Source organism: Janthinobacterium sp. NFX145 (assembly GCF_049810325.1).
Taxonomy (GTDB): domain Bacteria; phylum Pseudomonadota; class Gammaproteobacteria; order Burkholderiales; family Burkholderiaceae_D; genus Janthinobacterium; species Janthinobacterium rivuli.
Window position 1 is genome coordinate 2,097,238 of record NZ_CP187360.1, and the last position, 24,089, is coordinate 2,121,326.

The 24,089-nt window shown below is 60.1% G+C and carries 19 protein-coding genes and 6 tRNA genes; 24 read left to right on the forward strand and 1 reads right to left on the reverse strand.

Going from position 1 to position 24,089, the window contains the following annotated elements; all coding sequences use genetic code 11:
• Positions 1-223: 223 nt before the first annotated feature.
• The 23 genes from lepA to ACPJXG_RS09495 all read left to right on the forward strand — a co-directional run bounded on the left by lepA (position 224) and on the right by ACPJXG_RS09495 (position 19,710).
• A complete protein-coding gene (gene lepA, locus ACPJXG_RS09385) occupies positions 224-2,014 on the forward strand; it encodes a translation elongation factor 4 (RefSeq protein ID WP_099400486.1) in 1,791 nt (596 codons plus the stop codon).
• Positions 2,015-2,017: 3 nt separating this feature from the next.
• A complete protein-coding gene (lepB, locus tag ACPJXG_RS09390) occupies positions 2,018-2,935 on the forward strand; it encodes a signal peptidase I (RefSeq protein ID WP_425254046.1) in 918 nt (305 codons plus the stop codon).
• A gap of 74 nt (positions 2,936-3,009) precedes the next feature.
• Positions 3,010-3,825, forward strand: coding sequence for a ribonuclease III (gene rnc / locus ACPJXG_RS09395; RefSeq protein WP_425254047.1), 816 nt, complete (start codon positions 3,010-3,012; stop codon positions 3,823-3,825).
• 1 nt (position 3,826) lies between these two features.
• Complete coding sequence (gene era / locus ACPJXG_RS09400) at positions 3,827-4,729, forward strand: GTPase Era (protein ID WP_046683972.1); 903 nt, start codon at positions 3,827-3,829, stop codon at positions 4,727-4,729.
• Between the two features lie 28 nt (positions 4,730-4,757).
• On the forward strand, positions 4,758-5,591 hold the full coding sequence (gene recO, locus ACPJXG_RS09405; protein WP_425254048.1) for a DNA repair protein RecO: 834 nt from the start codon (positions 4,758-4,760) through the stop codon (positions 5,589-5,591).
• A 42-nt stretch (positions 5,592-5,633) separates the two neighbouring features.
• Positions 5,634-6,395: a pyridoxine 5'-phosphate synthase gene (pdxJ, locus tag ACPJXG_RS09410; RefSeq protein ID WP_425254049.1), complete on the forward strand. Its 762-nt coding sequence runs from the start codon at positions 5,634-5,636 to the stop codon at positions 6,393-6,395.
• Positions 6,396-6,417: 22 nt separating this feature from the next.
• Complete coding sequence (gene acpS, locus ACPJXG_RS09415) at positions 6,418-6,813, forward strand: holo-ACP synthase (protein ID WP_176389542.1); 396 nt, start codon at positions 6,418-6,420, stop codon at positions 6,811-6,813.
• A 24-nt stretch (positions 6,814-6,837) separates the two neighbouring features.
• Positions 6,838-8,718, forward strand: a complete 1,881-nt coding sequence (uvrC, locus tag ACPJXG_RS09420) for an excinuclease ABC subunit UvrC (protein WP_425254050.1) — start codon at positions 6,838-6,840, stop codon at positions 8,716-8,718.
• An 81-nt stretch (positions 8,719-8,799) separates the two neighbouring features.
• The gene (locus ACPJXG_RS09425) at positions 8,800-8,913 is read left to right on the forward strand and encodes a hypothetical protein (protein ID WP_425254051.1); all 114 of its coding nucleotides are present in this window, start codon (positions 8,800-8,802) and stop codon (positions 8,911-8,913) included.
• 126 nt (positions 8,914-9,039) lie between these two features.
• Complete coding sequence (gene pgsA, locus ACPJXG_RS09430) at positions 9,040-9,624, forward strand: CDP-diacylglycerol--glycerol-3-phosphate 3-phosphatidyltransferase (RefSeq protein WP_034749601.1); 585 nt, start codon at positions 9,040-9,042, stop codon at positions 9,622-9,624.
• Between the two features lie 163 nt (positions 9,625-9,787).
• A tRNA-Gly gene (locus ACPJXG_RS09435) sits at positions 9,788-9,863 on the forward strand.
• Between the two features lie 92 nt (positions 9,864-9,955).
• Positions 9,956-10,031, forward strand: a tRNA-Gly gene (locus ACPJXG_RS09440).
• Positions 10,032-10,102: 71 nt separating this feature from the next.
• Positions 10,103-10,178: transfer RNA gene (locus ACPJXG_RS09445), tRNA-Gly, on the forward strand.
• Positions 10,179-10,233: 55 nt separating this feature from the next.
• Positions 10,234-10,309: transfer RNA gene (locus tag ACPJXG_RS09450), tRNA-Gly, on the forward strand.
• A gap of 83 nt (positions 10,310-10,392) precedes the next feature.
• Positions 10,393-10,468: transfer RNA gene (locus ACPJXG_RS09455), tRNA-Gly, on the forward strand.
• Between the two features lie 41 nt (positions 10,469-10,509).
• A tRNA-Cys gene (locus tag ACPJXG_RS09460) sits at positions 10,510-10,583 on the forward strand.
• A 408-nt stretch (positions 10,584-10,991) separates the two neighbouring features.
• On the forward strand, positions 10,992-11,873 hold the full coding sequence (locus ACPJXG_RS09465) for an ATP-binding protein (protein WP_425254052.1): 882 nt from the start codon (positions 10,992-10,994) through the stop codon (positions 11,871-11,873).
• A 12-nt stretch (positions 11,874-11,885) separates the two neighbouring features.
• Positions 11,886-13,124 carry a hypothetical protein gene (locus tag ACPJXG_RS09470; RefSeq protein ID WP_425254053.1) on the forward strand — a complete coding sequence of 413 codons (1,239 nt, stop codon included), beginning with the start codon at positions 11,886-11,888 and terminating at the stop codon, positions 13,122-13,124.
• Complete coding sequence (locus tag ACPJXG_RS09475) at positions 13,117-14,916, forward strand: hypothetical protein (protein ID WP_425254054.1); 1,800 nt, start codon at positions 13,117-13,119, stop codon at positions 14,914-14,916. Before ACPJXG_RS09470 ends, ACPJXG_RS09475 begins: the two co-directional genes overlap by 8 nt.
• A gap of 9 nt (positions 14,917-14,925) precedes the next feature.
• Positions 14,926-15,570, forward strand: a complete 645-nt coding sequence (locus tag ACPJXG_RS09480; protein WP_289916286.1) for an OmpA/MotB family protein — start codon at positions 14,926-14,928, stop codon at positions 15,568-15,570.
• 373 nt (positions 15,571-15,943) lie between these two features.
• Entirely contained in the window at positions 15,944-17,431 is a 1,488-nt protein-coding gene (locus ACPJXG_RS09485) for a SulP family inorganic anion transporter (RefSeq protein WP_425254055.1), read from the forward strand.
• Positions 17,432-17,464: 33 nt separating this feature from the next.
• Positions 17,465-17,917 (forward strand): hypothetical protein, encoded by a 453-nt coding sequence (locus tag ACPJXG_RS09490; protein WP_425254056.1) that lies wholly within the window; start codon positions 17,465-17,467, stop codon positions 17,915-17,917.
• Between the two features lie 71 nt (positions 17,918-17,988).
• The gene (locus ACPJXG_RS09495; RefSeq protein ID WP_425254057.1) at positions 17,989-19,710 is read left to right on the forward strand and encodes a S41 family peptidase; all 1,722 of its coding nucleotides are present in this window, start codon (positions 17,989-17,991) and stop codon (positions 19,708-19,710) included.
• 22 nt (positions 19,711-19,732) lie between these two features.
• Here the strand turns inward: ACPJXG_RS09495 and ACPJXG_RS09500 are convergent, their stop codons facing one another.
• Positions 19,733-21,445 carry a methyl-accepting chemotaxis protein gene (locus ACPJXG_RS09500; protein WP_425254058.1) on the reverse strand — a complete coding sequence of 571 codons (1,713 nt, stop codon included), beginning with the start codon at positions 21,443-21,445 and terminating at the stop codon, positions 19,733-19,735.
• Positions 21,446-21,827: 382 nt separating this feature from the next.
• Here ACPJXG_RS09500 and ACPJXG_RS09505 point away from each other — a divergent pair, with 382 nt between their 5' ends.
• Positions 21,828-23,963, forward strand: a complete 2,136-nt coding sequence (locus tag ACPJXG_RS09505; protein WP_425254059.1) for a TonB-dependent receptor — start codon at positions 21,828-21,830, stop codon at positions 23,961-23,963.
• The last annotated feature ends 126 nt before the right edge of the window (positions 23,964-24,089 follow it).

The following is a 24,089-nucleotide window of genomic DNA, read 5'->3' on the forward strand; positions in this document are numbered from 1 at the left end:
TTTCTACTCTGAAATCCGGTAAAATGGGGAGGTCGAAAAAGCTACTGTCCGAGGCAGCAGCTTCTGTCGCTTCAAAAGCGCTCGCCTGGGCATGCAGATGTCCTGCCCGGAGCGCTTTTTTTCATCATGAGTGGGGCGCCCGGTTTTGGCCCTGTTTGGCCCGAGCATGATCCCCATGATTCCTGTTAAAGCAGTGTCGTCAACTTCGCACTTATATTAGTTAATGAACAACATACGCAACTTCTCCATCATCGCCCATATTGACCACGGTAAATCGACCCTGGCTGACCGCATCATTCAATTGTGCGGCGGCTTGTCCGACCGCGAGATGGAGGCGCAGGTGCTCGATTCGATGGATCTGGAGCGCGAGCGCGGCATTACCATCAAGGCGCAAACGGCGGCCTTGCACTACAAGGCGCGCGATGGCCAGATCTACAACCTGAACCTGATCGATACGCCGGGCCACGTCGACTTCAGCTATGAAGTGTCGCGCTCGCTGTCGGCGTGCGAAGGCGCGCTGCTGGTGGTTGACGCGTCGCAAGGCGTGGAAGCGCAAACGGTGGCCAACTGCTACACGGCGCTGGATCTGGGCGTGGAAGTGGTGCCCGTCCTGAACAAGATCGACTTGCCGAACGCGGACCCGCCGAACGCCATTGCCGAGATCGAAGACGTGATCGGCATCGACGCGGCCGACGCCGTGCATTGCTCGGCCAAGACGGGCTTCGGCGTGCTGGACGTGCTCGAACAACTGATCGTCAAGGTACCGCCACCGAAGGGCGATCCGGACGCGCCGCTGCAGGCGCTGATCGTTGACTCCTGGTATGACGCCTATGTGGGCGTGGTCATGCTGGTGCGCGTGGTCAACGGCACCCTGAAACCGAAAGACAAGATCCGCCTGATGGCCACCGATTCGGTGCAGCTGGTGGAAGACATCGGCGTGTTTTCGCCCCGTTCGCAATCCTTGCCGCAGTTGTCGGCAGGCCAGGTGGGTTTCATCATCGCCGGCATCAAGGAATTGAAAGCGGCGAAAGTGGGCGACACCGTCACCCTGGCCAGCCGTCCTGCCGCCGCGCCATTGCCTGGCTTCAAGGAAGTGCAGCCGCAAGTGTTCGCCGGCCTGTTCCCTGTGGAAGCGAACCAGTACGACGCGCTGCGCGACTCGCTGGAAAAACTGAAACTGAACGACGCGGCCTTGATGTACGAGCCGGAAGTGTCGCAGGCGCTGGGCTTCGGCTTCCGCTGCGGTTTCCTGGGCTTGCTGCACATGGAAATCGTGCAGGAACGCCTCGAGCGCGAATTCGACATGGACCTGATCACGACGGCGCCGACCGTGGTGTACGAGGTGATCCAGCGCGACGGCACCATGATCAACGTCGACAATCCATCGAAGATGCCCGATCCGTCGCGCATCGAGGAAGTACGCGAGCCTATCGTCACGGTCAATCTGTACATGCCGCAGGAATACGTCGGCTCCGTGATTACCTTGTGTATCGGCAAGCGCGGCATCCAGATGGACATGAGCTACCACGGCCGCCAGGTCAAGCTCGTGTATGAAATGCCGATGGCCGAGATCGTGCTGGACTTCTTCGACCGTCTGAAATCGACGTCGCGCGGCTATGCCTCGATGGATTACGAGTTCAAGGAATACCGCGCGGCCGACGTGGTCAAGGTCGACATGCTGATCAACAGCGAAAAAGTCGATGCGCTGGCCATCATCGTCCACCGTTCGAACAGCCAGTACCGTGGCCGCCAGGTGGCCGCCAAGATGCGCGAACTGATCCCGCGCCAGATGTTCGACGTGGCCATTCAGGCGACCATCGGCGCCAACATCATTTCGCGTGAGAACGTGAAAGCCTTGCGCAAGAATGTGCTGGCCAAGTGCTATGGCGGCGACATCAGCCGCAAGAAAAAATTGCTGGAAAAACAAAAGGCGGGTAAGAAGCGCATGAAGCAAGTGGGTTCCGTGGAGATCCCGCAAGAGGCATTCCTGGCAATTTTACAAGTGGATGGTTAATCAATGAACCTGCAAGTGATTTTAGGAAATTTCGCTTTAATCCTGTTCGTGCTGATGGTGTTGACGGGCCTGGTCTGGTGCCTGGATGTGTTTTATCTGTCCAAGCAGCGCCGCAAGGCGGCCGACCGCGCCCTGGCTGAATTCGATGCGCGCCAGTCCAAGCTGGCCGCCGAGGGCATCAAGTCCGATGCGGGTGGCAGCCGCGCAACCATCGAAGCGGCCCTGTTGCGTCAGCCGACCTGGGTCGAGTATTCGGGCAGTTTCTTCCCCGTCATTGCTCTCGTGTTCTGCCTGCGTTCGTTCCTGTACGAGCCGTTCAAGATCCCGTCGAGCTCGATGGTGCCGACCTTGCTGGTGGGCGATCTGATCCTGGTGAACAAGTTTACTTATGGCATTCGTCTGCCTATCGTCAACAAGCGCATCATTGAAGTCAACGATCCGCAGCGCGGCGACGTGATGGTGTTCAAGTACCCGAAAGATATGTCGCAAGACTATATCAAGCGCGTGATCGGTGTGCCCGGTGATAAAATTACCTATGAAAACAAGCGCTTGACGGTCAATGGCAAGGAAGTGGCGTACACGCCGCTCGACGACTACCTGGACGATGAAAGCACGGTCTACCACAAGCAATTGGAAGAAAACCTGACGGGCGTGAGCCACCGCATCCTCAACGACGAGCCTGCTCCTACGTTGAATTTGCGCGAAGTGAAGGATTTCCCGCACAAGGATGCGTGCAACTACAACGAAGACGGTTTTACGTGTGTAGTGCCACAAGGCAATTACTTCATGATGGGCGACAACCGCGACAATAGTGCGGACAGCCGCTACTGGGGCTTCGTGCCGAACGAGAACATCGTCGGCAAGGCTTTCCTGGTGTGGATGAACTTCAGCAATCCGAAAAGAGTGGGCGGCATACACTAAGCCGCCCGCATGGCTGCCGCGCCAATTCCCCGCGCGGCGGCCAGCCGAATTACTCAGATGACACAGAAACAACAATGAATCTTCAGTTATTGCAAACCCGTTTAGGCTATACGTTCCAGGATGCTGGCCTGTTGCAGCAAGCCTTGACGCATCGTAGCCACAGCAGTTTGCATAACGAGCGGCTGGAATTTCTCGGCGACTCCATCCTCAACTGCGTGGTCGCGTCCATCCTGTACGAACGCTTCAAGTCCATCGATGAGGGCGATTTGTCGCGCCTGCGCGCCAATCTGGTGAAGCAGCAGTCGCTGTATGAAATCGCGCAAAAGCTGGAATTGTCGCAATTTTTGCGCCTGGGCGAAGGCGAACTCAAATCGGGCGGTTTCCGCCGTCCATCGATTCTTGCCGACACCCTGGAAGCCTTGCTGGGCGCGATTTTCCTCGACACGGGGTTTGACGCCGCCAGCACGGTGATCCGCGCCTTCTACATCCCCATCCTCGACTCGGTCGACCCGCAAACCCTGGGCAAGGATGCCAAGACCCTGCTGCAGGAGTTTTTGCAAAGCAAGAAAATTTCGCTGCCACAGTACAACGTGGTGGCCACCCACGGCGCCGCCCACAGCCAGGAATTCGAGATCGAATGCCTGGTGCCAAAATTGAACATCCAGGTCTACGGTCGTGGCGGAAGCCGCCGCGCCGGTGAGCAAGCCGCCGCCAAACTGGCGCTGGACGTGGCCGAGCAGGCGCTGTTGAAGTCGCCTGCCGCCAGCCGCAAGCCGAAACCGCGCGCCGCCCAGCTCAAGCTGGCCGGCATTGCCACCATCCAGAGCGACGACGCGCAAGCCCCGGCAGCCCCGGCGAACGCCGCTCACACTAAACAGAATCGACACTAGCATGACAGCCACCAAAATGCCCGACAACTTCCGCTGTGGCTATATCGCCATCGTGGGCCGCCCCAACGTGGGCAAATCGACCCTGATGAACGTGCTGATCGGCGCGAAGGTCAGCATCACTTCGCGCAAGGCGCAAACGACGCGCCACCGCATCACGGGCATCCAGACGGTGCCGGACGCGCAATTCATCTACGTCGACACGCCTGGCTTCCAGACGCGCCACTCGAACGCGCTGAACAAGACGCTGAACAAGACCGTCACGAACACCCTGATTTCTTCGGACGTCATTCTGTACGTGATCGAGGCGGGCACGTTCGGCCCGGCCGACCAGCAAGTGATGGATCTGCTGCCGAAGGAAGTGCCATGCATCCTCGTCATCAACAAATCCGACCGTGTGAAAGACAAGGCCGTGCTGCTGCCGTTCGCGCAAAAGGTCGCCGCCATGCGCGACTTCGCCGCCATCGTGCCCGTCTCGGCCAAGCTGCACTTCCAGCTGGAAGGCTTGCAGAACGAAATCAAGCGCTTCCTGCCGGAAAACCAGCCAATCTTTGGACCGGACGACATCACGGACCGCAGCGAGAAATTCCTCGCCTCGGAAATCGTGCGCGAAAAACTGTTCCGCTTCGTCGGCGACGAACTGCCGTACACGAGCACCGTGCTGATCGAGAAATTCGAGCAGGAAGGCGATTTGCGCCGCGTGTTCGCCGCCATCCTGGTCGAACGCGATACGCACAAGTCCATGATTATCGGCAACAAGGGCGCGCGCCTGAAGGAAGTGTCCACCCAGGCCCGCCTGGATATGGAAAAGCTGTTCGGCGGCCCCGTGTACCTGGAAATCTGGGTCAAGGTCAAGTCGGGCTGGGCCGACAACGAGGCGGGCTTGCGCGCCTACGGCTACGAGTAATCCGCAACCCGGGGGCGACGCCACACGCATGAGCACCACCACGCCAGCGCTGCACCATCCTGCGCCAGCCTCCATCGTTGTCCCTGCGCCGGTGGCCATTCCGCCGCCGGCCGCATCCGCCGCGCCTCGCCGCAGCCGTCCGCCCGCGCGCGACGGCCGCATCACGGGACAGCCAGCCTTCGTGCTGCACAGCTATCCGCATAAAGAAACCAGCCTCATCGTCGACGTATTTACGCGCGAATACGGCCGCATCGCGCTCGTCGCCAAGGGCGCCAAGCGGCCCCATTCACAGTTGCGCGGCGTGCTGCAGACCTTCCAGCCGTTGCAGGCGGGCTGGACGGGCAAGTCCGAACTGCGCATCCTCACCGGCGCGGAATGGGTGGGGGGCATGTTGCCGCTCGAAAAGACCGCCTTGCTGTGCGGCTTTTATCTGAACGAGTTGCTGGTGAAATTGCTGGCGCGCGACGATCCGCATCCCGTCCTGTTCGACCACTACGTTGCCACCTTGAATCAACTGGCGCACAATGAGCCGCCGCCCATCGTGCTGCGCAAGTTCGAGCGCGCCTTGCTCAAGGAAACGGGCGTGGCGGCGGACTTGACGCGCTGCACGGGCACGCGCCAGGCAGTCGAGGCGGGGCAGGTGTACGTGGTCGACCCGGAACGCGGGCCGCGCCCGGCGCGCGCCAGCGATGCCTGGCCGAAGATCACGGGCAAGACCCTGCTCGACATGGAGCGCGAAGATTATCTTGACGTGGCCACGCAGGCGCAAAGCAAGCTGCTGATGCGCTTTTTGCTGGCCCATCAACTGGGCGGCGCCACCTTGAATACGCGCCAGATACTGATCGATTTAATGCAGCTGTAGCGGCAGTTTGCCGCACGACAGCACTTTACGGATACCATCACTATGAGCTTTTTGCAGCCTTCCGGCCCCGTCATCGACCTGGGCGTCAATATCGACCACGTGGCCACCTTGCGCAATGCGCGCGGCACCGCCTATCCGGACCCGGTCCGCGCGGCCCTGCTGGCCGAGCAGGCCGGCGCCGACGCCATCACCCTGCATCTGCGCGAAGACCGCCGCCACATCAAGGATGCGGACGTCATCGCCATCGCACCGCAGTTGCTCACACGCATGAACCTGGAAGCGGCCGTCACGGCCGAGATGATCGATTTCGCCTGCCGCATCAAGCCGGCGGATGTCTGCCTGGTACCGGAAAAACGCACGGAAGTGACGACCGAAGGGGGCCTGGACGTGGTGCGCTACTTCAAGGAAGTGCAGGCGGCCGTGCGGCAATTGCAGGGCGAGGGCATCCGCGTGAGCCTGTTCATCGATGCGGACGAGCAGCAGATCGCCGCCGCCGCCGAGCTCGGCGCGCCCGTGATCGAGCTGCACACGGGCCGCTATGCCGATACGCAAGGCGCCGAGCAGCTGGCGGAGCTGGAGCGCATCAAGGCGGGCGTGCTGTTCGGCGTGGGGCGCGGCTTGAAGGTCAATGCGGGCCACGGCTTGCATTACACCAATGTGCAGGCCATCGCCGCCATTCCCGATATTGCTGAATTGAACATCGGCCACGCCATCGTCGCGCACGCCGTGTTTGTCGGCTGGGAAAACGCCGTGCGCGAAATGAAGGCCATCATGGTGGCTACGCGCCTCGGGCACAGGGCCTGATAACAGATAGCAAGGAGGCAGCATGATCTACGGCATCGGCACCGATATCTGCAAGATACCCCGCATCGAGGCGGCGTTGGCGCTTCATGGCGAGCGTTTCGCCAAAAAAATACTGGGGCCGCAGGAGCTGGAAAAATTCCGCGCCCGCAGCGCCAGGAATGCCGTGCGCGGCGTGCGCTTCCTCGCCACGCGCTTCGCGGCAAAAGAGGCGTTTTCCAAGGCCATCGGCCTGGGCTTGCGCATGCCGATGACCTGGCCCGCCGCGCAGATGCTGAACCACCCCAGCGGCAAGCCGATGATCGTCTGCAGCGGCGTGCTGGCCGAGTTCATGGAAAAGCACAGGCTGAGCGCGCAAGTGACCATCAGCGATGAAGAAGAATATGCGGTCGCGTTTGTGATCGTGGAGCAAGCAGGGTAACTATAAGTGCGCAATGAGCCAGCAATGACCGAAGCAAGCCCAGAATCTTCCTTGGCGGAGACGCCGCCCGACCCGCGCGCGCAGGTGCTGGCCACCGTCGCCAAGCTGCCGAACCTGCCCGGCGTGTACCGCTATTTCGACGCCGCCGACAAGGTGCTGTACGTCGGCAAGGCGCGTGACCTGAAAAAGCGCGTCTCCAGCTACTTCCAGAAAAACCTGGCCAGCCCCCGCATCGCCATGATGGTGGAGCGCATCGCGCGCCTGGAAACGACCGTCACGCACAGCGAGGCGGAAGCACTGATCCTGGAAAACAACCTGATCAAGGCGCTGCAACCGCGCTACAACATCCTGTTCCGCGACGACAAGTCGTATCCATATCTGAAAATCACCAACGGCGATGCGCCGCGCATGGTGTATTACCGGGGCGCGGTGGACAAGAAAAACCAGTATTTCGGGCCGTTCCCCAGTTCCTGGGCCGTCAAGGAATCGATGCAGATCCTGCAAAAGGTGTTTCTCATCCGCACCTGCGAAGACAGCGTCTATGCGAACCGCACGCGGCCGTGCCTGCTGCACCAGATCGGCCGTTGCAGCGCGCCGTGCGTGGATCTGATCAGCAAGGAAGATTACAAGAACGACGTGGAAAACGCGGCGCGCTTCCTGCGCGGGCGCCAGAGCGAAGTGATGGCGGACCTGGAAAAGAAGATGCACGCGTTTGCCGCCGAGCTGAAGTTCGAGCAGGCCGTGGTGGTGCGCAACCAGATCGCCTCGCTGTCGCGCGTGCTGCACCAGCAAAGCATGGAAACGACGGGCGACGCCGACGTCGACATCCTCGCCGTGCTGGTGCAGGGCGGGCGCGCCTGCGTCAATCTGGCCATGGTGCGCGGCGGACGCCACCTGGGCGACCGGGCCTACTTCCCCAGCCAGCTCAGCGATGCGGCGGCGATTGCCGAGGAAGCCATCGAGGTGGAAGTGCTGGCCGCCTTCCTGGCCCAGCACTACACGGAAAAATTCATCCCCGGCACCCTGATCCTGAATATCGAATTCGACCAGCCAGCCCTGATGGTGGCACTGATGGAGCAGTGCGGCCACCGCATCAACCTGATCTTCCAGCCGCAGGGGCAACGCCGCCAGTGGCTGGAAATGGCGCAGAAGGGTGCCGAGATTTCGCTGGCGCGCTTGTTGTCCGAGCAGGGCTCGCAGCAGTCGCGCACGCGCGCGCTGGCCGAAGCGCTGCGCCTCGAAACGGAAGACCTCGACAGCCTGCGCGTCGAGTGTTTCGACATCAGCCACACGCAGGGCGAGGCGACGCAGGCCTCGTGCGTCGTGTTCCACCATCACGCCATGCAGAACGGCGAATACCGGCGCTACAACATCAACGACATCACCCCCGGCGACGATTACGCGGCCATGCGCCAGGTCCTCATGCGCCGTTATGAAAAGGTGGCGAATGGCGATGGCGTGATGCCCGATGTGGTGCTGATCGACGGCGGCAAGGGGCAGATCGAAATGGCGCGCCAGGTGTTCGCCGAGTTGGGGCTCGATATCAGCCTGATCGTCGGCGTGGCCAAGGGGGAAGGGCGCAAGGTTGGCCTGGAAACCCTGTTGTTCGTCGATGGACGCGCGGCGCAGGAACTGGGCAAGGAATCGGCGGCCCTGATGCTGATCGCGCAGATTCGCGACGAGGCGCACCGCTTTGCGATTACCGGCATGCGCGCCAAGCGGGCCAAGACGCGCCAGACCTCGCGCCTGGAAGAAATCGAGGGCATCGGCGCCAAGCGCCGTCAGAAACTGTTGTCGCGCTTTGGCGGCTTGCGCGGCGTGGTCGACGCCAGCGTCGAGGACCTGATGTCGGTGGAGGGGATTTCGACTCAACTTGCGGAAGAGATATATAAGCAGTTGCATTAATGCTCGAACGGGCGCGCCAGACCTCGCGCCTGGAAGAGATCGAAAGGGGCACAATGCGGCGCCAAGCGCCGTCAGAAACTGTTGTCGCGCTTTGGCGGCTTGCGCGGCGTGGTCGACGCCAGTGTCGAGGACCTGATGTCGGTCGAGGGGATTTCCACGCAACTGGCGGAAGAAATCTACAAGCAGTTGCATTGATGGATGGATGGCCTGGTCCGGTGCTGCGGCAACCGGACTAGGCTAATACCCCTGGGCCATGTAGACTAGTGCCGCTTGCTTCACGCTTTCTCATATTCAATTTACCCGTCGGCCGATTGCACCCTTATGCCTTTTAATATTCCCATCCTTTTGACGTGGCTGCGCGTGGCCCTGATACCGCTCGTCGTCGGCGTGTTTTATTTGCCGCCGTCGATGCTGCTGCATGGCGACCAGAACCTGGTTGCCACCCTGGTCTTCATCGTTGCGGCCGTGACCGACTGGTTCGATGGTTTCCTCGCGCGGCGCTGGAACCAGACCTCGGCTTTCGGCGCCTTTCTCGACCCTGTGGCCGACAAGCTGATGGTGGCGGGCGCCTTGCTGGTGCTGGTGCAGCTGGACCGCGTCAATGCCGTGCTGGCCTTCATCATCATCGGCCGTGAAATCACGATTTCCGCGCTGCGCGAATGGATGGCGCAGATCGGCGCATCGAAATCGGTAGCCGTCAGCTCGATCGGCAAGATCAAGACGGCCGCGCAAATGACGGCCATTCCATTGCTGCTGTACCACGAAGTGATTTTCGGCGCGATCGACACCCACGTGTGGGGCGAGAAGCTGCTGTGGATCGCCTGCGTGCTGACCGTGTGGTCGATGTTCTATTACTTGCGCCTGGCATGGCCGCTGATCAAGGAAAAAGCGGGTAACCTGCATTAGGGCGGGTGGGGCTTGATGGTGTTGGGCTGGCGTTCTTTCAGCCCAAACGCAAGAGCTGGGGTCAGACCCGACGGGTCTGACCCCAAATATTTTGCAAAAGACCAGATATTGCCCGTTGACAGCCCCTGTAATCCCTCTATAATGCTGGCCTGTTGTTGATGACGCGGGAGTAGCTCAGTTGGTAGAGCGCAACCTTGCCAAGGTTGAGGTCGAGAGTTCGAGACTCTTCTCCCGCTCCAGTTTTCTGGATCGTGTCATAGGTAAAAACAGCGTATGCAGTAAAAAGTAGTACTGGCGATGTAGTAGAGCTTCTGATACAATGTTGTCCACTGCGGGAGTAGCTCAGTTGGTAGAGCGCAACCTTGCCAAGGTTGAGGTCGAGAGTTCGAGACTCTTCTCCCGCTCCAGTGAATACTGGATCAGCAGTAAAGCAGCACTGGTAAACGGTAGTAAAAAGCAGTAAAATAGCGGTTCGTATGCGGGAGTAGCTCAGTTGGTAGAGCGCAACCTTGCCAAGGTTGAGGTCGAGAGTTCGAGACTCTTCTCCCGCTCCAGCGAAAGCTGAAGCAGTACAGCAAGATGGCAGTAGCAGAAAATAGAAGCTCCAATGCGGGAGTAGCTCAGTTGGTAGAGCGCAACCTTGCCAAGGTTGAGGTCGAGAGTTCGAGACTCTTCTCCCGCTCCAGAATTCTAAAGGGAAGCTAAGCTGGCTTCCTTTTTTTATCCGCTGAAGTAGCAGGCGTGATTAAGTAGTAACCAAGCTCCAATGCGGGAGTAGCTCAGTTGGTAGAGCGCAACCTTGCCAAGGTTGAGGTCGAGAGTTCGAGACTCTTCTCCCGCTCCAGTTTTCAAGGTGGGCCGCAAGGCGCACCTAGCAGTTCCTCTGGCGAGGTAGCAAAGAGGTTATGCAGCGGCCTGCAAAGCCGTTTAGACGGGTTCGATTCCCGTCCTCGCCTCCAGATGAAAAAAATAGCCCACTTTCGAGTGGGCTATTTTTTTGTCCACACCGTATTCCTGCGTACTGCGGGTGTTGCGCGAGTCCGCTGCCGCATGTCACTCTGGCTTCTCTGATTTCTCTCTATTAGCATCTCCTGGTGTCAGCCCGTCTCGTATGACTGTGCTGCATATTTCTGCGCCGCGCATTCCCGCACAAGATTCTCACTACTCCGCCTGCCTGTTTCGTGTCTTGGTCATTTTCAGTGCTAACGCCAGTTTGGTTTTCATGGTGTTATGCAATAAATATTTCCATAATGAAAATTTTATTGATATAATAGTTAATAAATATTTATTGCAATTCCCCTCGGCAAACGACGCGAGATGTCGCAATGGAGTGGATCATGCGGTGAATCAAAACTTAAGGAAAAACTTTGTCATTCCCAACTTATAGTCCGCGTTACAAGCTTGGTAACGACGTGATCTTGTCTGAGGCTACAGCATTGCAGTTGAAAGAGTGTCTGGCGAAATTGCGTTTTCGCCGGACGATCTATGTTGACTGGAATTTTGCGTCCGTCGACCCGATGGGCCTATGCACGGTCATCAATTTTTACGGTCCTCCCGGTACCGGTAAAACGCTCTCGGCCGAAGCGGTGGCCGGAGAGTTGGGGTTGCGTTTTTTGCCTCTGGGTATCGCTGAACTGGAGAGCAAGTTCTTGGGCGACACGGCCAAAAATATCCAGAAGGCCTTTGAAAGTGCGCGCGAAGACCTAGCAGTTCTGTTTTTCGACGAAGCCGATACGTTGCTGGGAAAGCGGCTCTCCTCTGTCACCCAGGGCGTGGATAACGAAGTTAATGCCATGCGTTCCACCTTGCTGATCGAGCTGGAGCGCTTCGATGGCATCGTCATTTTTGCCAGCAATTTCGAGCGCAACTACGACACGGCTTTCCGCAGCCGGATTGGCTATCACATTCGTTTTGATAATCCGGATTTTGCGGCACGCCGCCGCTTGTGGGATCGTTTGATGGTCGATGGCATTCCGCTTGGCGCTGATCGCGCGCAATTGCTGACGCATTGCGCCGAACTGAGCGAAGGTTTTTCCGGCCGCGATATTCGTACCTGCATGCGCCTGGCATTGCCGAAGACGCTGCTGGCGGCGGAAGCGGCGGATGAGGCACCTGCGCTACAGCGTGTTCATCTGGATGAAGCGATTGCCGAGTTGACTCGGGCAATCAACGAAGTTGCTGTGGCGCCAGGCAACAGTAAAACGCATAACGATACGATGACAGCACGCCGCCTGTTGGGCGTGAATTAAAAAAGGGAGTGAATGATGGGGTGGTTCGATGATGTTGTTTCGACTGTTCGTAATGTTGCCACCAAGGTGGTCAAGGTGGTGCGCGATGCGATCAGGGTGATCGCGGAAAAGGGGGAGGCATTCATCGGGGCGGTAAAAGAGACATATGCAAAGGTCAAGCCGTACCTGCAGAAGCTGAGTCCTTACCTGAAATCCATTGCGGCAGCTGCGGAAGCAATACATCCCTGGCTTGGCAAGGCGATCCTGGCGATCGATAAGGCGATCAGCGCCTTGTTGGCCCTGGAAAATAGTCCCATCCTGCATCAGCTGGAAAAGGCGATGCGCTGGGTGGTTGAACTCGCGAAGCGCCTCGATGAACGGCTTTCGGCGATGGACGAAGCGCTGGCGCGCGAGCATGAGGCCGTATTCCGTGCCGCCAAGGCGCACGAATATTCCGCCGAGCATGTCAAGGCCTTCGATCTTGCCGCCATGATCAATGAACTGGCGCTGGTGAAAACGGGCATCGCCAACCTGATCGATGACGGTGGTTTCATTGGTTTTGAACATTATCTGCGTTTGCGTGCGACACAAAAGCTGATCCGCACAGTGGAAGAGGTGCTGGCCCGTGCCACGACGATGGAGGAGATTTCAGCCGACGACATTTTCCTTGTGCAGATCGGCGCAATGTTGTTGTCCGATGCGCCTGAAATGAGCGATGCCGAGGCCGCGCGTCTTGATGCCATCGTGTTTTCCCGCTATGGAAAGAAGCTCACGCCGTTTGTGTTCGAAGAGATGAGCAAGATGTGGCAACTGGCGTTGACGGATGACAAGCGTCTGTGGAAGCGCACGGCGGAAACGTTGGCGGTTGCCCAAGCCAAGTTGAGTCGCTTGAAGCTGGAAGCGCTGCTGTCGCCGCTGTCGGCGCAAGACCAGGGCGAGCTTGAAAGCCTGGAAGCGGTGTTGCCGGTGGAGCTTGCAGCGAACAAGGCATTGATGAAACGCAATGTGGAGCGGGAATATTATGTCTATGCGACAGAAGGTTTCTTGCAGCTGCTTGAAAAAACACCGGAGCAAATACAGGCAGATGATCAGGATTTCCTGTTGGAACTGGGCGAAGAAGTGGGCTTGCTGCTGACCGATTGCGCGCATCGCGATTTGCGCTGGGCCGACATGTCCGCCGAGCAGCAGGCGCTGATTGCCGATTTTGCCAATGTGTTCCGCGCCGATAGTATCAAGCGTGGCGAAGAGCTGGAAGTCGAATGCAATGGATAATCAATTGCTGACCTTTCTCCTGCCGACGCTGGATTACACGATCCATTCGGGATTACAACTCATTTTCGCGACCGTCTTCATGCTGGCGGTGGTGTGCGTGCCGATGGCCGTGGCGCGCAGTGCGCGTGCGGGGCGCTGGCAGCGCAACCTGACGCGGCTCGATGCCGAGGATGGCGCGCCGCTTGCCTATGGCTCGGCCGACGAGCTGAGCACCGCAGTTGCCACGCCGGCGGAACGCTGGGCGGATATGTTGCCGGGCTTGCTGCTGGTATTTGGTTTGTTGGGCACATTCATCGGCCTTGGCCTCGCTTTGGTAGAGGCTGCAGGTGCGCTGGCGCCAGGCCAGGATGCACTCAATAGCTTGACTCCGATCATGAATTCTCTGGGATCCAAGTTTAAAACGTCGACCTGGGGCATTCTTGCTTTTCTGGTCCTGAAAGTATGGTTCATGCTGAAGCCATACGAAGAGGTGCGTCACGCCTGGGCAGCAAGCGAACTGAAGCAAATTACCGGCCGTCTCGCCGAACTGCAGCGCCTGGAACGCGACAAAGAGCGTACGCAGATGATTGACGCTATCGCCCAGTCCGGCAGCACCGTGGCCGCCGAGCAGCGCACTGCGGCGCAGAGGGCGGAACAGCAGCACGCGCAGTCATTGGCTGTGCTGCAAGAGTTGCTTCTCGGCAATGAGCGCGGACTGCAAGCCGCGCAGGCAGGCAGTGCGCTGCAACTGCAAACGCTGGAACGGATCGTCGAAAGGCTCGATGCGTCACAGCAGGGCCAGCAGGCATTGCTGAGCCCTATCGAGGTCATCGCAGGCCATGCCAAGGTGCAGAGCGAACAGGCGCTGCTGCAAAGTACGCGGCTCGGTGAACTGGCGGAGCACACGCAGGCAAGCCGCGCCGCCATGGAAGGTTTCGTGCGCAGCGTCTCGGAGAATATCAGTGAAATGGCAGTGGCCGCCAAGAGCATGTCCGTGGCCGCCCAATTGGCTGGCAACGCCAGCACCGAATTGGGCAGCGTAATTGAAGAGTTCCGCAATACCATGTCGTCAGTGCTGGCCAGCCTGAGAACCGAGTTGAAGGCAACGATCGATGACATGGGGGCAACCTTTGCCACGAATATGACAACAATGGCTGCGGACCTGTCAACGGCTACCACGCAGATTGAGCGGGTAATCGGCGAATTGTCGAATGGCGTGTCGACGACTCTCAATACCTTGCACACCATGGGCGAGGACACGCGCAAACGTCAGGAATCGGCGCAGGCCACATTTGCCGCATCGGGCGATGCCTTGAACGGGAAAGTCCATGCCATGACTGAATTCGTTTCTGCAATGCAAGAAAGCATTGAGAAGGGCTTGAATGCGATATCGACCTCGAATACCCGCATGATGCAATTTGCCAAGCATTTTGAAGCCAGTGATAAACGGGCGGCAAATCTGGTGGACAAGGTCGGTGAACTTGTTGTCGCGGTGAAAGACAGTAGTGCCAGCTTGGACCGGAACGCAACACTTGGTGACGAACTGCGCCAGTTGCTGGTACTTGTTGAGCGACAAGTGAAGGTTCAGGATACCGCCGCTGCCTCCCAGCAGCAGCAAGCGCAGGCAATGGAACAAATGTGCGTCGAGTTTCATGCTGTTGCCGATGCCGTAGCCAAGCTGCTTGTCGCATCGCCTGCGGCGGATGCACTGGGTAGCACGACCTTCCACCTCCCCAATGCGGAAATGGATTTGGTGGCCATGATGCCGCCACTGGAGCACGGCACCTCCCATTCCGCAACGAAAGCGGCATAAGGATGCGTCATGAAGGATAAAGCGAGTGAGTGGATCGTGATCGCCGATCTGATGTCGGGCGTAGTTGCCGTCGTCATGCTGATGCTGGTGGTATCTGTGGTGCAGAAACAAGCCGCGGAGCAACGTCATCATGCTGAGATGAACGAGGGCAGCGAGGCAAAGCGACGCCAGGTGGCAGTCGTGCTCGAACAGATGAAAATTGCTTTTGCGCGCGAGGGCGCTGCCAATTTTGTTGCCATCGATGCGGCGGCCGGCAAAGTGACGCTAAGCGAGAGCGTATTCAAGAGTGGTAGTGCCTGTATCGAGCCCAAAGCCCGTGCGGTCTTCGCCCAGGTCGAAGACAGTATTGCGGCCTATCTGATGCGAGTGGAGGGCGGACAGATTTATGTCGAGGGTCATACGGATAACAAACCGGTCAAGGCGCCTGTGACCGATATTCGTGAGTTTTGCACTGTGTACGACGATAATTTTACCTTGTCGGCTGCACGCGCCAGGGAGGCACGCCGCCTGATCATTGGGCAGAGTGGCGTTGATGCGGCAAGGCGCGTGGTCGTCGCCGGTTTTGGCGATTCGCATCCACTGCCAGGACTGGCACCGAGTGATCAGCGCAATCGCCGCGTGGAGCTGCGGTTTGGAAGCGAACCTGCCCACTAAGCATGTCGTGAAGACAAGGCTTCCGTCAAGACGCACGCTTGCTGCGCCTTGACGGGTAGCCGATCATTACATCATTACGCGCTGAATTGCGTGGCACCGGCTGCCGTACAAAAACAGCAGACAACCGGCAGAAAAGGCTGGCCATGCCTGGCTGCGCCGCTATTGGACGTTCTTGTATAATGCCGGCAAGCTCAGCCGCGCCGCCTGGCGCCTTGATGATTCTTCCCCTTTCCGCCATACCGATGTAGTCACTGACGACTTTCCTGCTCCGTTCGACCTCAGCGCAGCTTTTCTGTGACGCCCGCTGCATGGCTGCGCCTGATGATTGCCCATCAGGCCGGCATTTTCCTGTTCCGACTTTGGATACGACTCGATGATCAACGCAACTTTTCGGGATGAGTGGTTCTCGAACATACAAAAAAATGTCCTGGCCGGCCTGACCACCTCGTTTGCCCTGGTGCCTGAATGCATCGCCTTCGCTCTGGTGGCGCAATTGAATCCCCTGATGGGCCTGTACGGCGCCTTCATCATTTGCGCCTTCACGGCCATCTTTGGCGGGCGCCCCGGCATGATTTCGGGCGCCGCCGGTTCCATGGCCGTCGTCATCGTGGCGCTGGTGGCCCAGCATGGCGTGCAATACCTGCTGGCGACCGTGGTGCTGAGCGGCATCATCATGGCGCTGTTCGGCATCTTGCGTCTTGGGAAATTGATCCGCATGGTGCCCTACCCGGTGATGCTGGGCTTTGTGAATGGCCTGGCCATCGTCATCGCCATGGCCCAACTGGAGCATTTTCGGCAAGCCACGCCGCAAGGAGAAACATGGCTGCAAGGCACGCCCTTGCTTGTGATGGCTGGGCTGGTGCTGCTCACCATGGCCATCGTGTACGTGCTGCCGCGCCTGACAAAAGCCGTGCCGCCCGCGCTGGTGGCCATCCTGGGAGTGGGCGTGCTCAGCCATTTCCTGCACCTGCCCACGCGCACCCTGGGCGACCTCGCACATATCGCCGGCGGCTTGCCGGCCCTGCATTGGCCCACCGTGCCGCTGGACATGGCCACCTTGCACATCATCTTCCCGTATGCGGCGCTGATGGCCATGGTGGGCTTGCTGGAAACTTTGCTCACTTTTAATCTCACCGATGAGATGACTGAAACACGGGGCCAGCCTAACCGCGAATGCATCGCCCTGGGCGCGTCGAACGTGGTTTCGGGCCTGTTTGGCGGCATGGGCGGCTGCGCCATGATCGGGCAGACGATGATCAACCTGAGCTCGGGCGGCCGTTCGCGCCTGTCGGGCGTGACGGCCGGCGTGATGATTTTATTGTTCATCCTGTTTCTGTCGCCGCTGATCGAACGCATCCCGCTGGCCGCTCTGGTCGGCGTGATGTTCGTCGTGGCGCAGCAGACGTTTGCCTGGGGTTCCTTGCGCGTGCTGGGCAAGGTGCCGTTGCACGATGCGCTGGTGATCGTTGCCGTGACGGTGATCACGGTGTTCACGGACCTGGCGATGGCCGTGCTGTGCGGCATCGTCATCGCCGCCCTGAATTTTGCCTGGCAGCATGCACGCGACATGCGTGCCGACATCGATGACAGCAGTACTGGCGTGCGCGTCTACCTGCCGCACGGCACCCTGTTTTTTGCCTCCACCACGCATTTTCAGGAACTGTTCCAGTTGGCGTCGGACCCGGCCCGCGTCATCCTCGATTGCCGGCACCTGCACATGGCCGACCACTCGGCCATCGCCGCCATCGAATCCTTGTATGAACGCTATGACAAGGCCGGCAAGCACCTGCAGGTGACGCATCTGTCCGCTCGCAACCAGGCCTTGCTGCAGCGGGCCGGAGTCGATGTGGGCGTGGCGTAAAATAGGGGATTGTTGAATGTCTGTGGAGTGTGAATGCTGTCGAACGAACAAGAAAAATTACTGCAACAAAGCCAGGCGGATTTCGATGCCTACTATGACGCGCTGGGCGCCTCGCTGGTGAATTTCGTCGAGCGCCTGGGCATTCAGCCGGCGCACGAAGTGCTGACCAACGCGGCCGAATACCTGCCGTACATTGATGCTGCCATGCGCACCATCGTCATCCGCGACGAGAGCTGGCAGTGGGTGAAAACCATGCTGGGCTACTTTATCGGCGAATACTTCGTGCAGGGCCATGCGGGCTGCTGGTATGTGGAAACGTGGGCGGAATCGCCGCATTTTTGCCGTATCATGGTGGGCGGCTTCGAGCATGGCTTGCCGCTGGACGCGGCCATCGATCCGGAACAACTGGCGCTCGATTTCCTGGCGCAAGCGGTGCCGCGCGAGCTGGCCACCCTGGTCGCGGATGCGCAAGCGCGCCTGAGCTGAATGGCTGTCGTAACCCCTGTCAAGGAAGCTGGATGAAATGGATACCCTGTCTGAGACTGGCGCGCTGGTGCATGCCAGCCATTGCCTTTCTGTTCGTCGCTACGGCGCCGCCGGCTTTTTCGCAGGATGGCCGCCACACCGCGTTTGAAACGGATCACGCCTTCGATGCCGGCTCGCGCATCGCGCTCGATGCCGTGACGCCGGCACAAGTCGACAATCTCGCCGTGCTCGGCAAGGTATGGGGCTTCCTGAAATACCATCACCCCTTGATCACCGCAGGCGGGCGGCAGTGGGACTATGAACTCCTGCGTGTCATGCCGAAAATGCTGGACGCGCCCGACAGGGCGGCGGGCGATGCCGTGCTGCGGGACTGGATCGCCGGTCTGGGGCCGCTTGCCGGCTGCGACCCTTGTGCCGTCCCGGCACAGGGTGAGCTGCATTTGCGTCCCGCGCTGCAATGGATGGATGATGCGAGCTTGCTGGGTGCGGGCTTGCGCGCCGATCTGCGGCACATTTATCTGCACCGGCCGGCGTCGGCCAGCCAATTTTATCTGCGCATGCAGGAGCAGGTGGGCAATCCCGTTTTTGAACATGAACCAGCCTATCCGGACCTGGCGCTGCCCGATGCCGGCTTTCAGTTGCTGGCCTTGTTTCGCTTCTGGAATATCATCGAATACTGGGCGCCCTACCGCGATCTGACAGGGGAAAACTGGGATGACGTTTTGCACCAGTCGCTGCCGCGCATCGCGCTGGCCAGGGACCGCGCCAGCTATCAGCTGGAAATGATGGCGGTGATCGCGCGCCTGCACGATACCCATACTAATCTGTGGAGTTCGATGCACGTGCGTCCGCCTGTGGGGCAATGCCGGCTGCCAGTCAAGCTCCGCTTCATCGACACCAGCGCGGTGGTGGTGGGTTACCGGGAAGCCGAAGCCGGGGCGGCGACGCGCTTGCAGGTCGGCGATGTCATTGACAGCGTCGATGGCGTGCCGGTGGCGCAACTGGTCGCCACCTGGCGGCCCCACTATGCGGCATCGAATGAGGCGGCGCGCTTGCGCGACATGGCGGGCAGGCTGACGGCTGGCGCCTGCGGTGCAATCCGGCTGCAGGTGCGCCGCGGCCAGGAGACTGTGGAATTGACGGCGCAGCGCGTGCCAGCCGGGCGGCAAGCGGGCCAGGACACGCATGACAGGGAAGGGGAAACGTTTCAGCGCCTGGGCGACGATATCGCCTACCTCAAGCTGTCGAGCCTCAAGCGGGCCGACGTGGCGGCGCATATGGCAGCGGCGGCAGGCAGCCGCGGCCTGATTATCGATCTACGCAATTACCCGCGCGAGTTTGTCGTCTTTGCCCTGGGTGCTTACCTGGTCGAGCGGCCCACGGCGTTTGCCCGCTTTACCAAGGGCGACCTTGTCAACCCCGGCGCCTTCCACTGGACCCAGCCTGTGGCCTTGTACCCGCAAGCGCCGCGCTATGCGGGCAAGGTCATGCTGCTGGTCGATGAAGTGAGCCAGAGCCAGGCCGAATACACGGCCATGGCCTTGCGCGTGGCGCCGCGCGCGAAGGTGGTCGGCAGCACCACGGCTGGCGCGGATGGCAATATTTCGACGTTTTCGCTGCCTGGCGGCTTGAGCACCCTGATCAGCGGCATCGGCGTGTTTTATCCGGACCGGCGCCCCACGCAGCGCGTGGGCATCATTCCCGATATCGAGGTCAGGCCCACGCTTGCCGGCATACGGGCCGGGCGCGACGAGGTGCTGGAGGCAGCCATTGCCGAGATACGCCGGCAATAGCTGTTCTTGCTGTTGACGCGGATTAAAACTCTTCCCACTCGCCTTCGGCCGGCGCCGCCGCCTTGCCGCTGTTGCGCATCACGGGCAGGCGCAGGGCGGGGGTGGAGGCCTTGCGGGCTGGCGCGGCAGGGGCTGTCGCCACCGGCGCGCTGCGCTGTGCGGTTTTCACGCTGAAACGGTCGGTGGCCGCCGCATTGGCGTCGAGGCGGAAGACGCTGACCACTTGCGCCAGTTCACTCGCCTGTTCCTGCATCGCTTCGGCCGCTGCCGACGCTTCTTCCACCAGGGCCGCATTCTGCTGGGTCACTTGATCCATTTCGGAAATGGCCTGGTTGACTTGCTCGATGCCCGCGCTCTGTTCTTCGCTGGCGTTGCTGATCTCGCTCATGATGGACGTCACGAAGCCGATGCTTTGCACGATTTCTTCCATCGTCTTGCCGGCCTTGTCGACCAGGTCCGTGCCCACGTCGACTTTTTGCACGGAGTCGTCGATCAAGCCCTTGATCTCTTTTGCCGCCGCTGCCGAACGCTGCGCCAGGTTGCGCACTTCCGTGGCGACCACGGCAAAGCCGCGGCCCTGTTCGCCGGCGCGTGCCGCTTCCACGGCCGCGTTCAGGGCCAGGATGTTGGTCTGGAAGGCGATGCCGTCGATGACGGAAATGATGTCGACGATTTTCTTCGACGAGGTATTGATCTCGCCCATGGTGGCGACCACTTCGGCCACCACGGCGCCGCCGCGGCTGGCGATGCCGGCTGCGTCGCCGGCCAGTTTATTCGCCTGGCGCGCGTTGTCGGCATTCTGTTTCACGGTCGAGGTCAGTTCTTCCATCGACGAGGCCGTTTCTTCCAGCGAACTGGCTTGCTGCTCCGTGCGCGACGACAGGTCCTGGTTGCCGGCGGCGATTTCCGCGGACGCCGTGGCGATGGTGTCGGTGCCGCTGCGTACTTGTCCCACGATGCCGACGAGGCTGTCGTTCATGGTTTTCAGGGCGTGCATCAGCTGGCCCGTTTCATCGCGGCCTTGCGCCGTGATGACGCTGCTCAGGTCGCCCGCTGCCACGGTTTCCGCCACTTTCACGGCGGCGCGGATGGGGCCGGTGATCGAACGCGTGATCCACCAGGCGAAACCGATGCCCATCAGCACAGCCAGCACGCCCATGGTGATCAGGAAAACGCGGGTGCTGCTGTAGGCTTCGATGATGCTGTTGCCGACGCCGTCGGCGGCCTTGATCTGCATGCCGGCAAAGCGTTTCACTTCGGCCAGATAAGCCACGGTGATCGGCGCGACTTCCTTGTCGAACACGACCTTGGCGCCTGCCACGTCGCCGTCGGCCTTCATCTTGAAGGCGCGCGCGCGCGTCGTCACGTAGTCGGTGCGCACCTTGCGCACGACCTTGAATTGCTCGATCACGGCCGGGTTGAGCAGGGACGCGATGATGTCATCCTGCAGCTTGCTGGAACGCTCCGCATCGACTTTCAAGTCTTCCTCGATCTTGGCGCGCACGACGGGATCGGTGATTTCAAACGAGGCGACGCCGCGCACGCTGTTGAGTTCAATGATCTTCGACCATTCGGCCACCATGCGCTGGTTCTTGATGCTGGTATTGATGAGGCGGTAAGTCAGGTCGCTGGCCGTTTGCATGCGCACGAGGGCGGTGACGGTCAAGGCGGCAAGCAACAACAATACGACAGCAAAGCCGACGCCAAGGCGGCTGCCGATGTTCAGGTTTTTCATGTAATTCCTAACAGTTTAATAGTCATGATCGCCGCCGCCAGCAGGGGCGGACAGGCGCCGCAAGGCGCAGGGGATCGGGGTCTTCGGGTGCCGCGTGATGGCTGTGCGGCGCGCCACGCTGAGCGTGGCGATGGAGGTAAAGCAAGGGGCATGTCGGTCAGGCTGACCGTTGCCCAGCAAGCCGCAAGTATAGCATTGACGCAGGGAAATAGTTTTTCAAAGCAATTTTAATTGTTTTTTGATATTGATTTCCTGTTGTGTTTTTACATCAAGTACCTAGTCCATAAGTACTATCACTTACAGAAGTGCTTACTTTGCGCCGCACTGGCTGATAAAATACTAATGATAATCATTCGTATTAAAACATCGACCAGGGAATTGTATGCAGCAACAGCGCAAGCCAGGATGTAAACCGATCACCATCGCCGTACTGGGCGCCTTGACCTTCGGCGCCACGCCATTGGCAAGCTGGGCACAGGAAAGTTTGCCCGCCGTCACCGTGACGGCGTCGAAGGACAAGGAGGGCTATGTCGCCGCCACCTCGGCCAGCGGCACCAAGACGGAAATGGCCTTGCGCGACGTGCCGCAGACGATCAACGTGGTGCCGGCCGCCGTCATCCGCGACCAGAACGCCATGTCGATCCAGGACATCATGAAGAATATCCCCGGCGTGGGCTTGTCCACGGGCGACGGCCAGCGCGACCAGGTGTTCATCCGCGGCTTCACGGCCATCGGCGACCAGTTCGTCGACGGCTTCCGCGATGACGCCCTGTATTTCCGCGACCTGTCGAACGTGGAGCGTCTGGAAGTGATCAAGGGACCGGCCGCCGTGCTGTACGGCCGCGGTTCCTCGGGTGGCCTGGTGAACCGCATCACGAAGAAGCCAGGTATCGATATCACGGATCTGGCCCTGAGCCTGACGAATACAAAAGGGCGCCGTGGCGAAGTCGACGTGGGCCGCGTCGGCGAGACGGTGGACTGGCGTTTCACGGGCGCGCGCGAGTTGTCGGACAGCTACCGCGATCAGCAATTCATCAACCGCACGGCGCTGTCGCCTTCCGTGGCCATCCGCCTGTCCAGCGCCACCAAACTGTTGCTGCAGGGCGAGTACCTGGAAGACCGCCGCCTGACGGACTTCGGCATCCCGTCCTACCACGGCCGCCCGGTCGCTGTCGACGCGCGCACCTATTTTGGCGCCGCCAATGCGCGCGATGCGGACTTCAGCCAGTCGCGCGTGGTCTCCACGGCAGCCACCCTGACGCACAAGTTCAGCGATAGCTTGTCGCTGCGCAATGCCTTCCGCTATTACGATTACCACCTGGACCGCAACAACACGAATATTTCCGGCAACGTCAACGAGGTCAAAGGCACGATGAACCTCGGTCACGCCAAGCTGAACCGCGACGAGAGCGGCTGGTTCAACCAGACGGAACTGACGCAAAAGCTGGTCACAGGCACCTTGCGCCATGAAGTGCTGTACGGCGCCGAGTTCGGCAAGCAAAACAAGGATGCGTCGAGCTGGGCCTCGACCGCGGTGGCGTCGAACGTATCGATCTTCCATCCCGTCCTGCCGCAGGTCAGCCGCAGCAAGCTGGGCGCGCGCGGCGATACCTTCGGTACCTACGACACGGCCGCCGCCTACGTGCAGGACGCCATCAGCTTCAGCGACGAGTGGAAGGCGCTGGCCGGCCTGCGCTACGACCGCTACAAGCAGCAGTCGCGCCTGGCCAATGCGCTGGGCGCGACGACGGCGGACCTGTCGCGCACGGATTCGGCCTACAGCCCCCGCGCCGGCCTCGTCTGGCAACCGAGCGCCGTGCAATCGTACTACGCGTCGTGGAGCCGCTCGTTCCAGCCGAGCGGCGAAAACTTCGCCCTGGCCGCCAACAATGCCGACCTGGCGCCGGAAACCACGCGTAACACGGAAGTGGGCGCCAAGTACGACCTGTGGGGCGGCCGCGCCAACGCCACCGTGTCGCTGTTCCGCCTGGAGCGCGACAATATCAAGAGCAGCGAACCGATCACGAACCGTATCGTGCCCATCGGCACGCAGCGCACGGATGGGCTGGAACTGACCTTCAATGCGGACTTGCACGATGGCTGGAAAATGATGGCCGGCTACGCTTGGCTGGACGCCACCATCACGGACTCCATCGCCAAGGACACGAGCGTGAATGCGGCTGGCTCCGTTGACGTCAAAGGCAAGCGCGCCACCCTGACGGCACGCAACATGGCCAATGTGTGGCTGACGAAAGACCTGGGCCACGGCTTCACCGTGGGCGGCGGCGCGAATGCCGTCGGCAGCCGTTTCGCCAATGCCGGCAACACGGTGGTCTTGCCCGGCTACGTGACGGCCGACGCCATGGCCGCGTACCGCACGGGCCGCTATGAAGTGCAGCTGAACATCAACAATATCGGCGACACGCGCTACATCGTGTCGGGCCACGGTTCCAGCCCGAACCTGAGCTTGCCGGGCGCGCCGCGCAATGTGGCGCTGACCTTGCGCTACAGCCTGTAATTTTTATCGTTTCCTCACAACCCGCTCGCGAGCGGGTTTTTTTCATGGACGGGCGCTGCGCCGGGCAGGCTCGTATTGATTAGAGGAACTGTTCGGTACTGATAAAATAATGTTGACTATGTGCAA

Excerpts from the sequence above, each read along its gene's own strand:
- pdxJ (WP_425254049.1), top strand. The coding sequence starts at position 5,634 with ATGAGCTTTTTGCAGCCTTCCGGCCCCGTCATCGACCTGGGCGTCAAT.
- ACPJXG_RS09475 (WP_425254054.1), top strand. The coding sequence starts at position 13,117 with ATGGATAATCAATTGCTGACCTTTCTCCTGCCGACGCTGGATTACACG.
- lepB (WP_425254046.1), top strand. The coding sequence starts at position 2,018 with ATGAACCTGCAAGTGATTTTAGGAAATTTCGCTTTAATCCTGTTCGTG.
- ACPJXG_RS09470 (WP_425254053.1), top strand. The coding sequence starts at position 11,886 with ATGATGGGGTGGTTCGATGATGTTGTTTCGACTGTTCGTAATGTTGCC.
- recO (WP_425254048.1), top strand. The coding sequence starts at position 4,758 with ATGAGCACCACCACGCCAGCGCTGCACCATCCTGCGCCAGCCTCCATC.
- rnc (WP_425254047.1), top strand. The coding sequence starts at position 3,010 with ATGAATCTTCAGTTATTGCAAACCCGTTTAGGCTATACGTTCCAGGAT.
- pgsA (WP_034749601.1), top strand. The coding sequence starts at position 9,040 with ATGCCTTTTAATATTCCCATCCTTTTGACGTGGCTGCGCGTGGCCCTG.
- era (WP_046683972.1), top strand. The coding sequence starts at position 3,827 with ATGACAGCCACCAAAATGCCCGACAACTTCCGCTGTGGCTATATCGCC.
- lepA (WP_099400486.1), top strand. The coding sequence starts at position 224 with ATGAACAACATACGCAACTTCTCCATCATCGCCCATATTGACCACGGT.
- acpS (WP_176389542.1), top strand. The coding sequence starts at position 6,418 with ATGATCTACGGCATCGGCACCGATATCTGCAAGATACCCCGCATCGAG.
- ACPJXG_RS09500 (WP_425254058.1), bottom strand. The coding sequence starts at position 21,445 with ATGAAAAACCTGAACATCGGCAGCCGCCTTGGCGTCGGCTTTGCTGTC.
- ACPJXG_RS09485 (WP_425254055.1), top strand. The coding sequence starts at position 15,944 with ATGATCAACGCAACTTTTCGGGATGAGTGGTTCTCGAACATACAAAAA.
- ACPJXG_RS09505 (WP_425254059.1), top strand. The coding sequence starts at position 21,828 with ATGCAGCAACAGCGCAAGCCAGGATGTAAACCGATCACCATCGCCGTA.
- uvrC (WP_425254050.1), top strand. The coding sequence starts at position 6,838 with ATGACCGAAGCAAGCCCAGAATCTTCCTTGGCGGAGACGCCGCCCGAC.
- ACPJXG_RS09495 (WP_425254057.1), top strand. The coding sequence starts at position 17,989 with ATGCCAGCCATTGCCTTTCTGTTCGTCGCTACGGCGCCGCCGGCTTTT.
- ACPJXG_RS09490 (WP_425254056.1), top strand. The coding sequence starts at position 17,465 with ATGCTGTCGAACGAACAAGAAAAATTACTGCAACAAAGCCAGGCGGAT.
- ACPJXG_RS09480 (WP_289916286.1), top strand. The coding sequence starts at position 14,926 with ATGAAGGATAAAGCGAGTGAGTGGATCGTGATCGCCGATCTGATGTCG.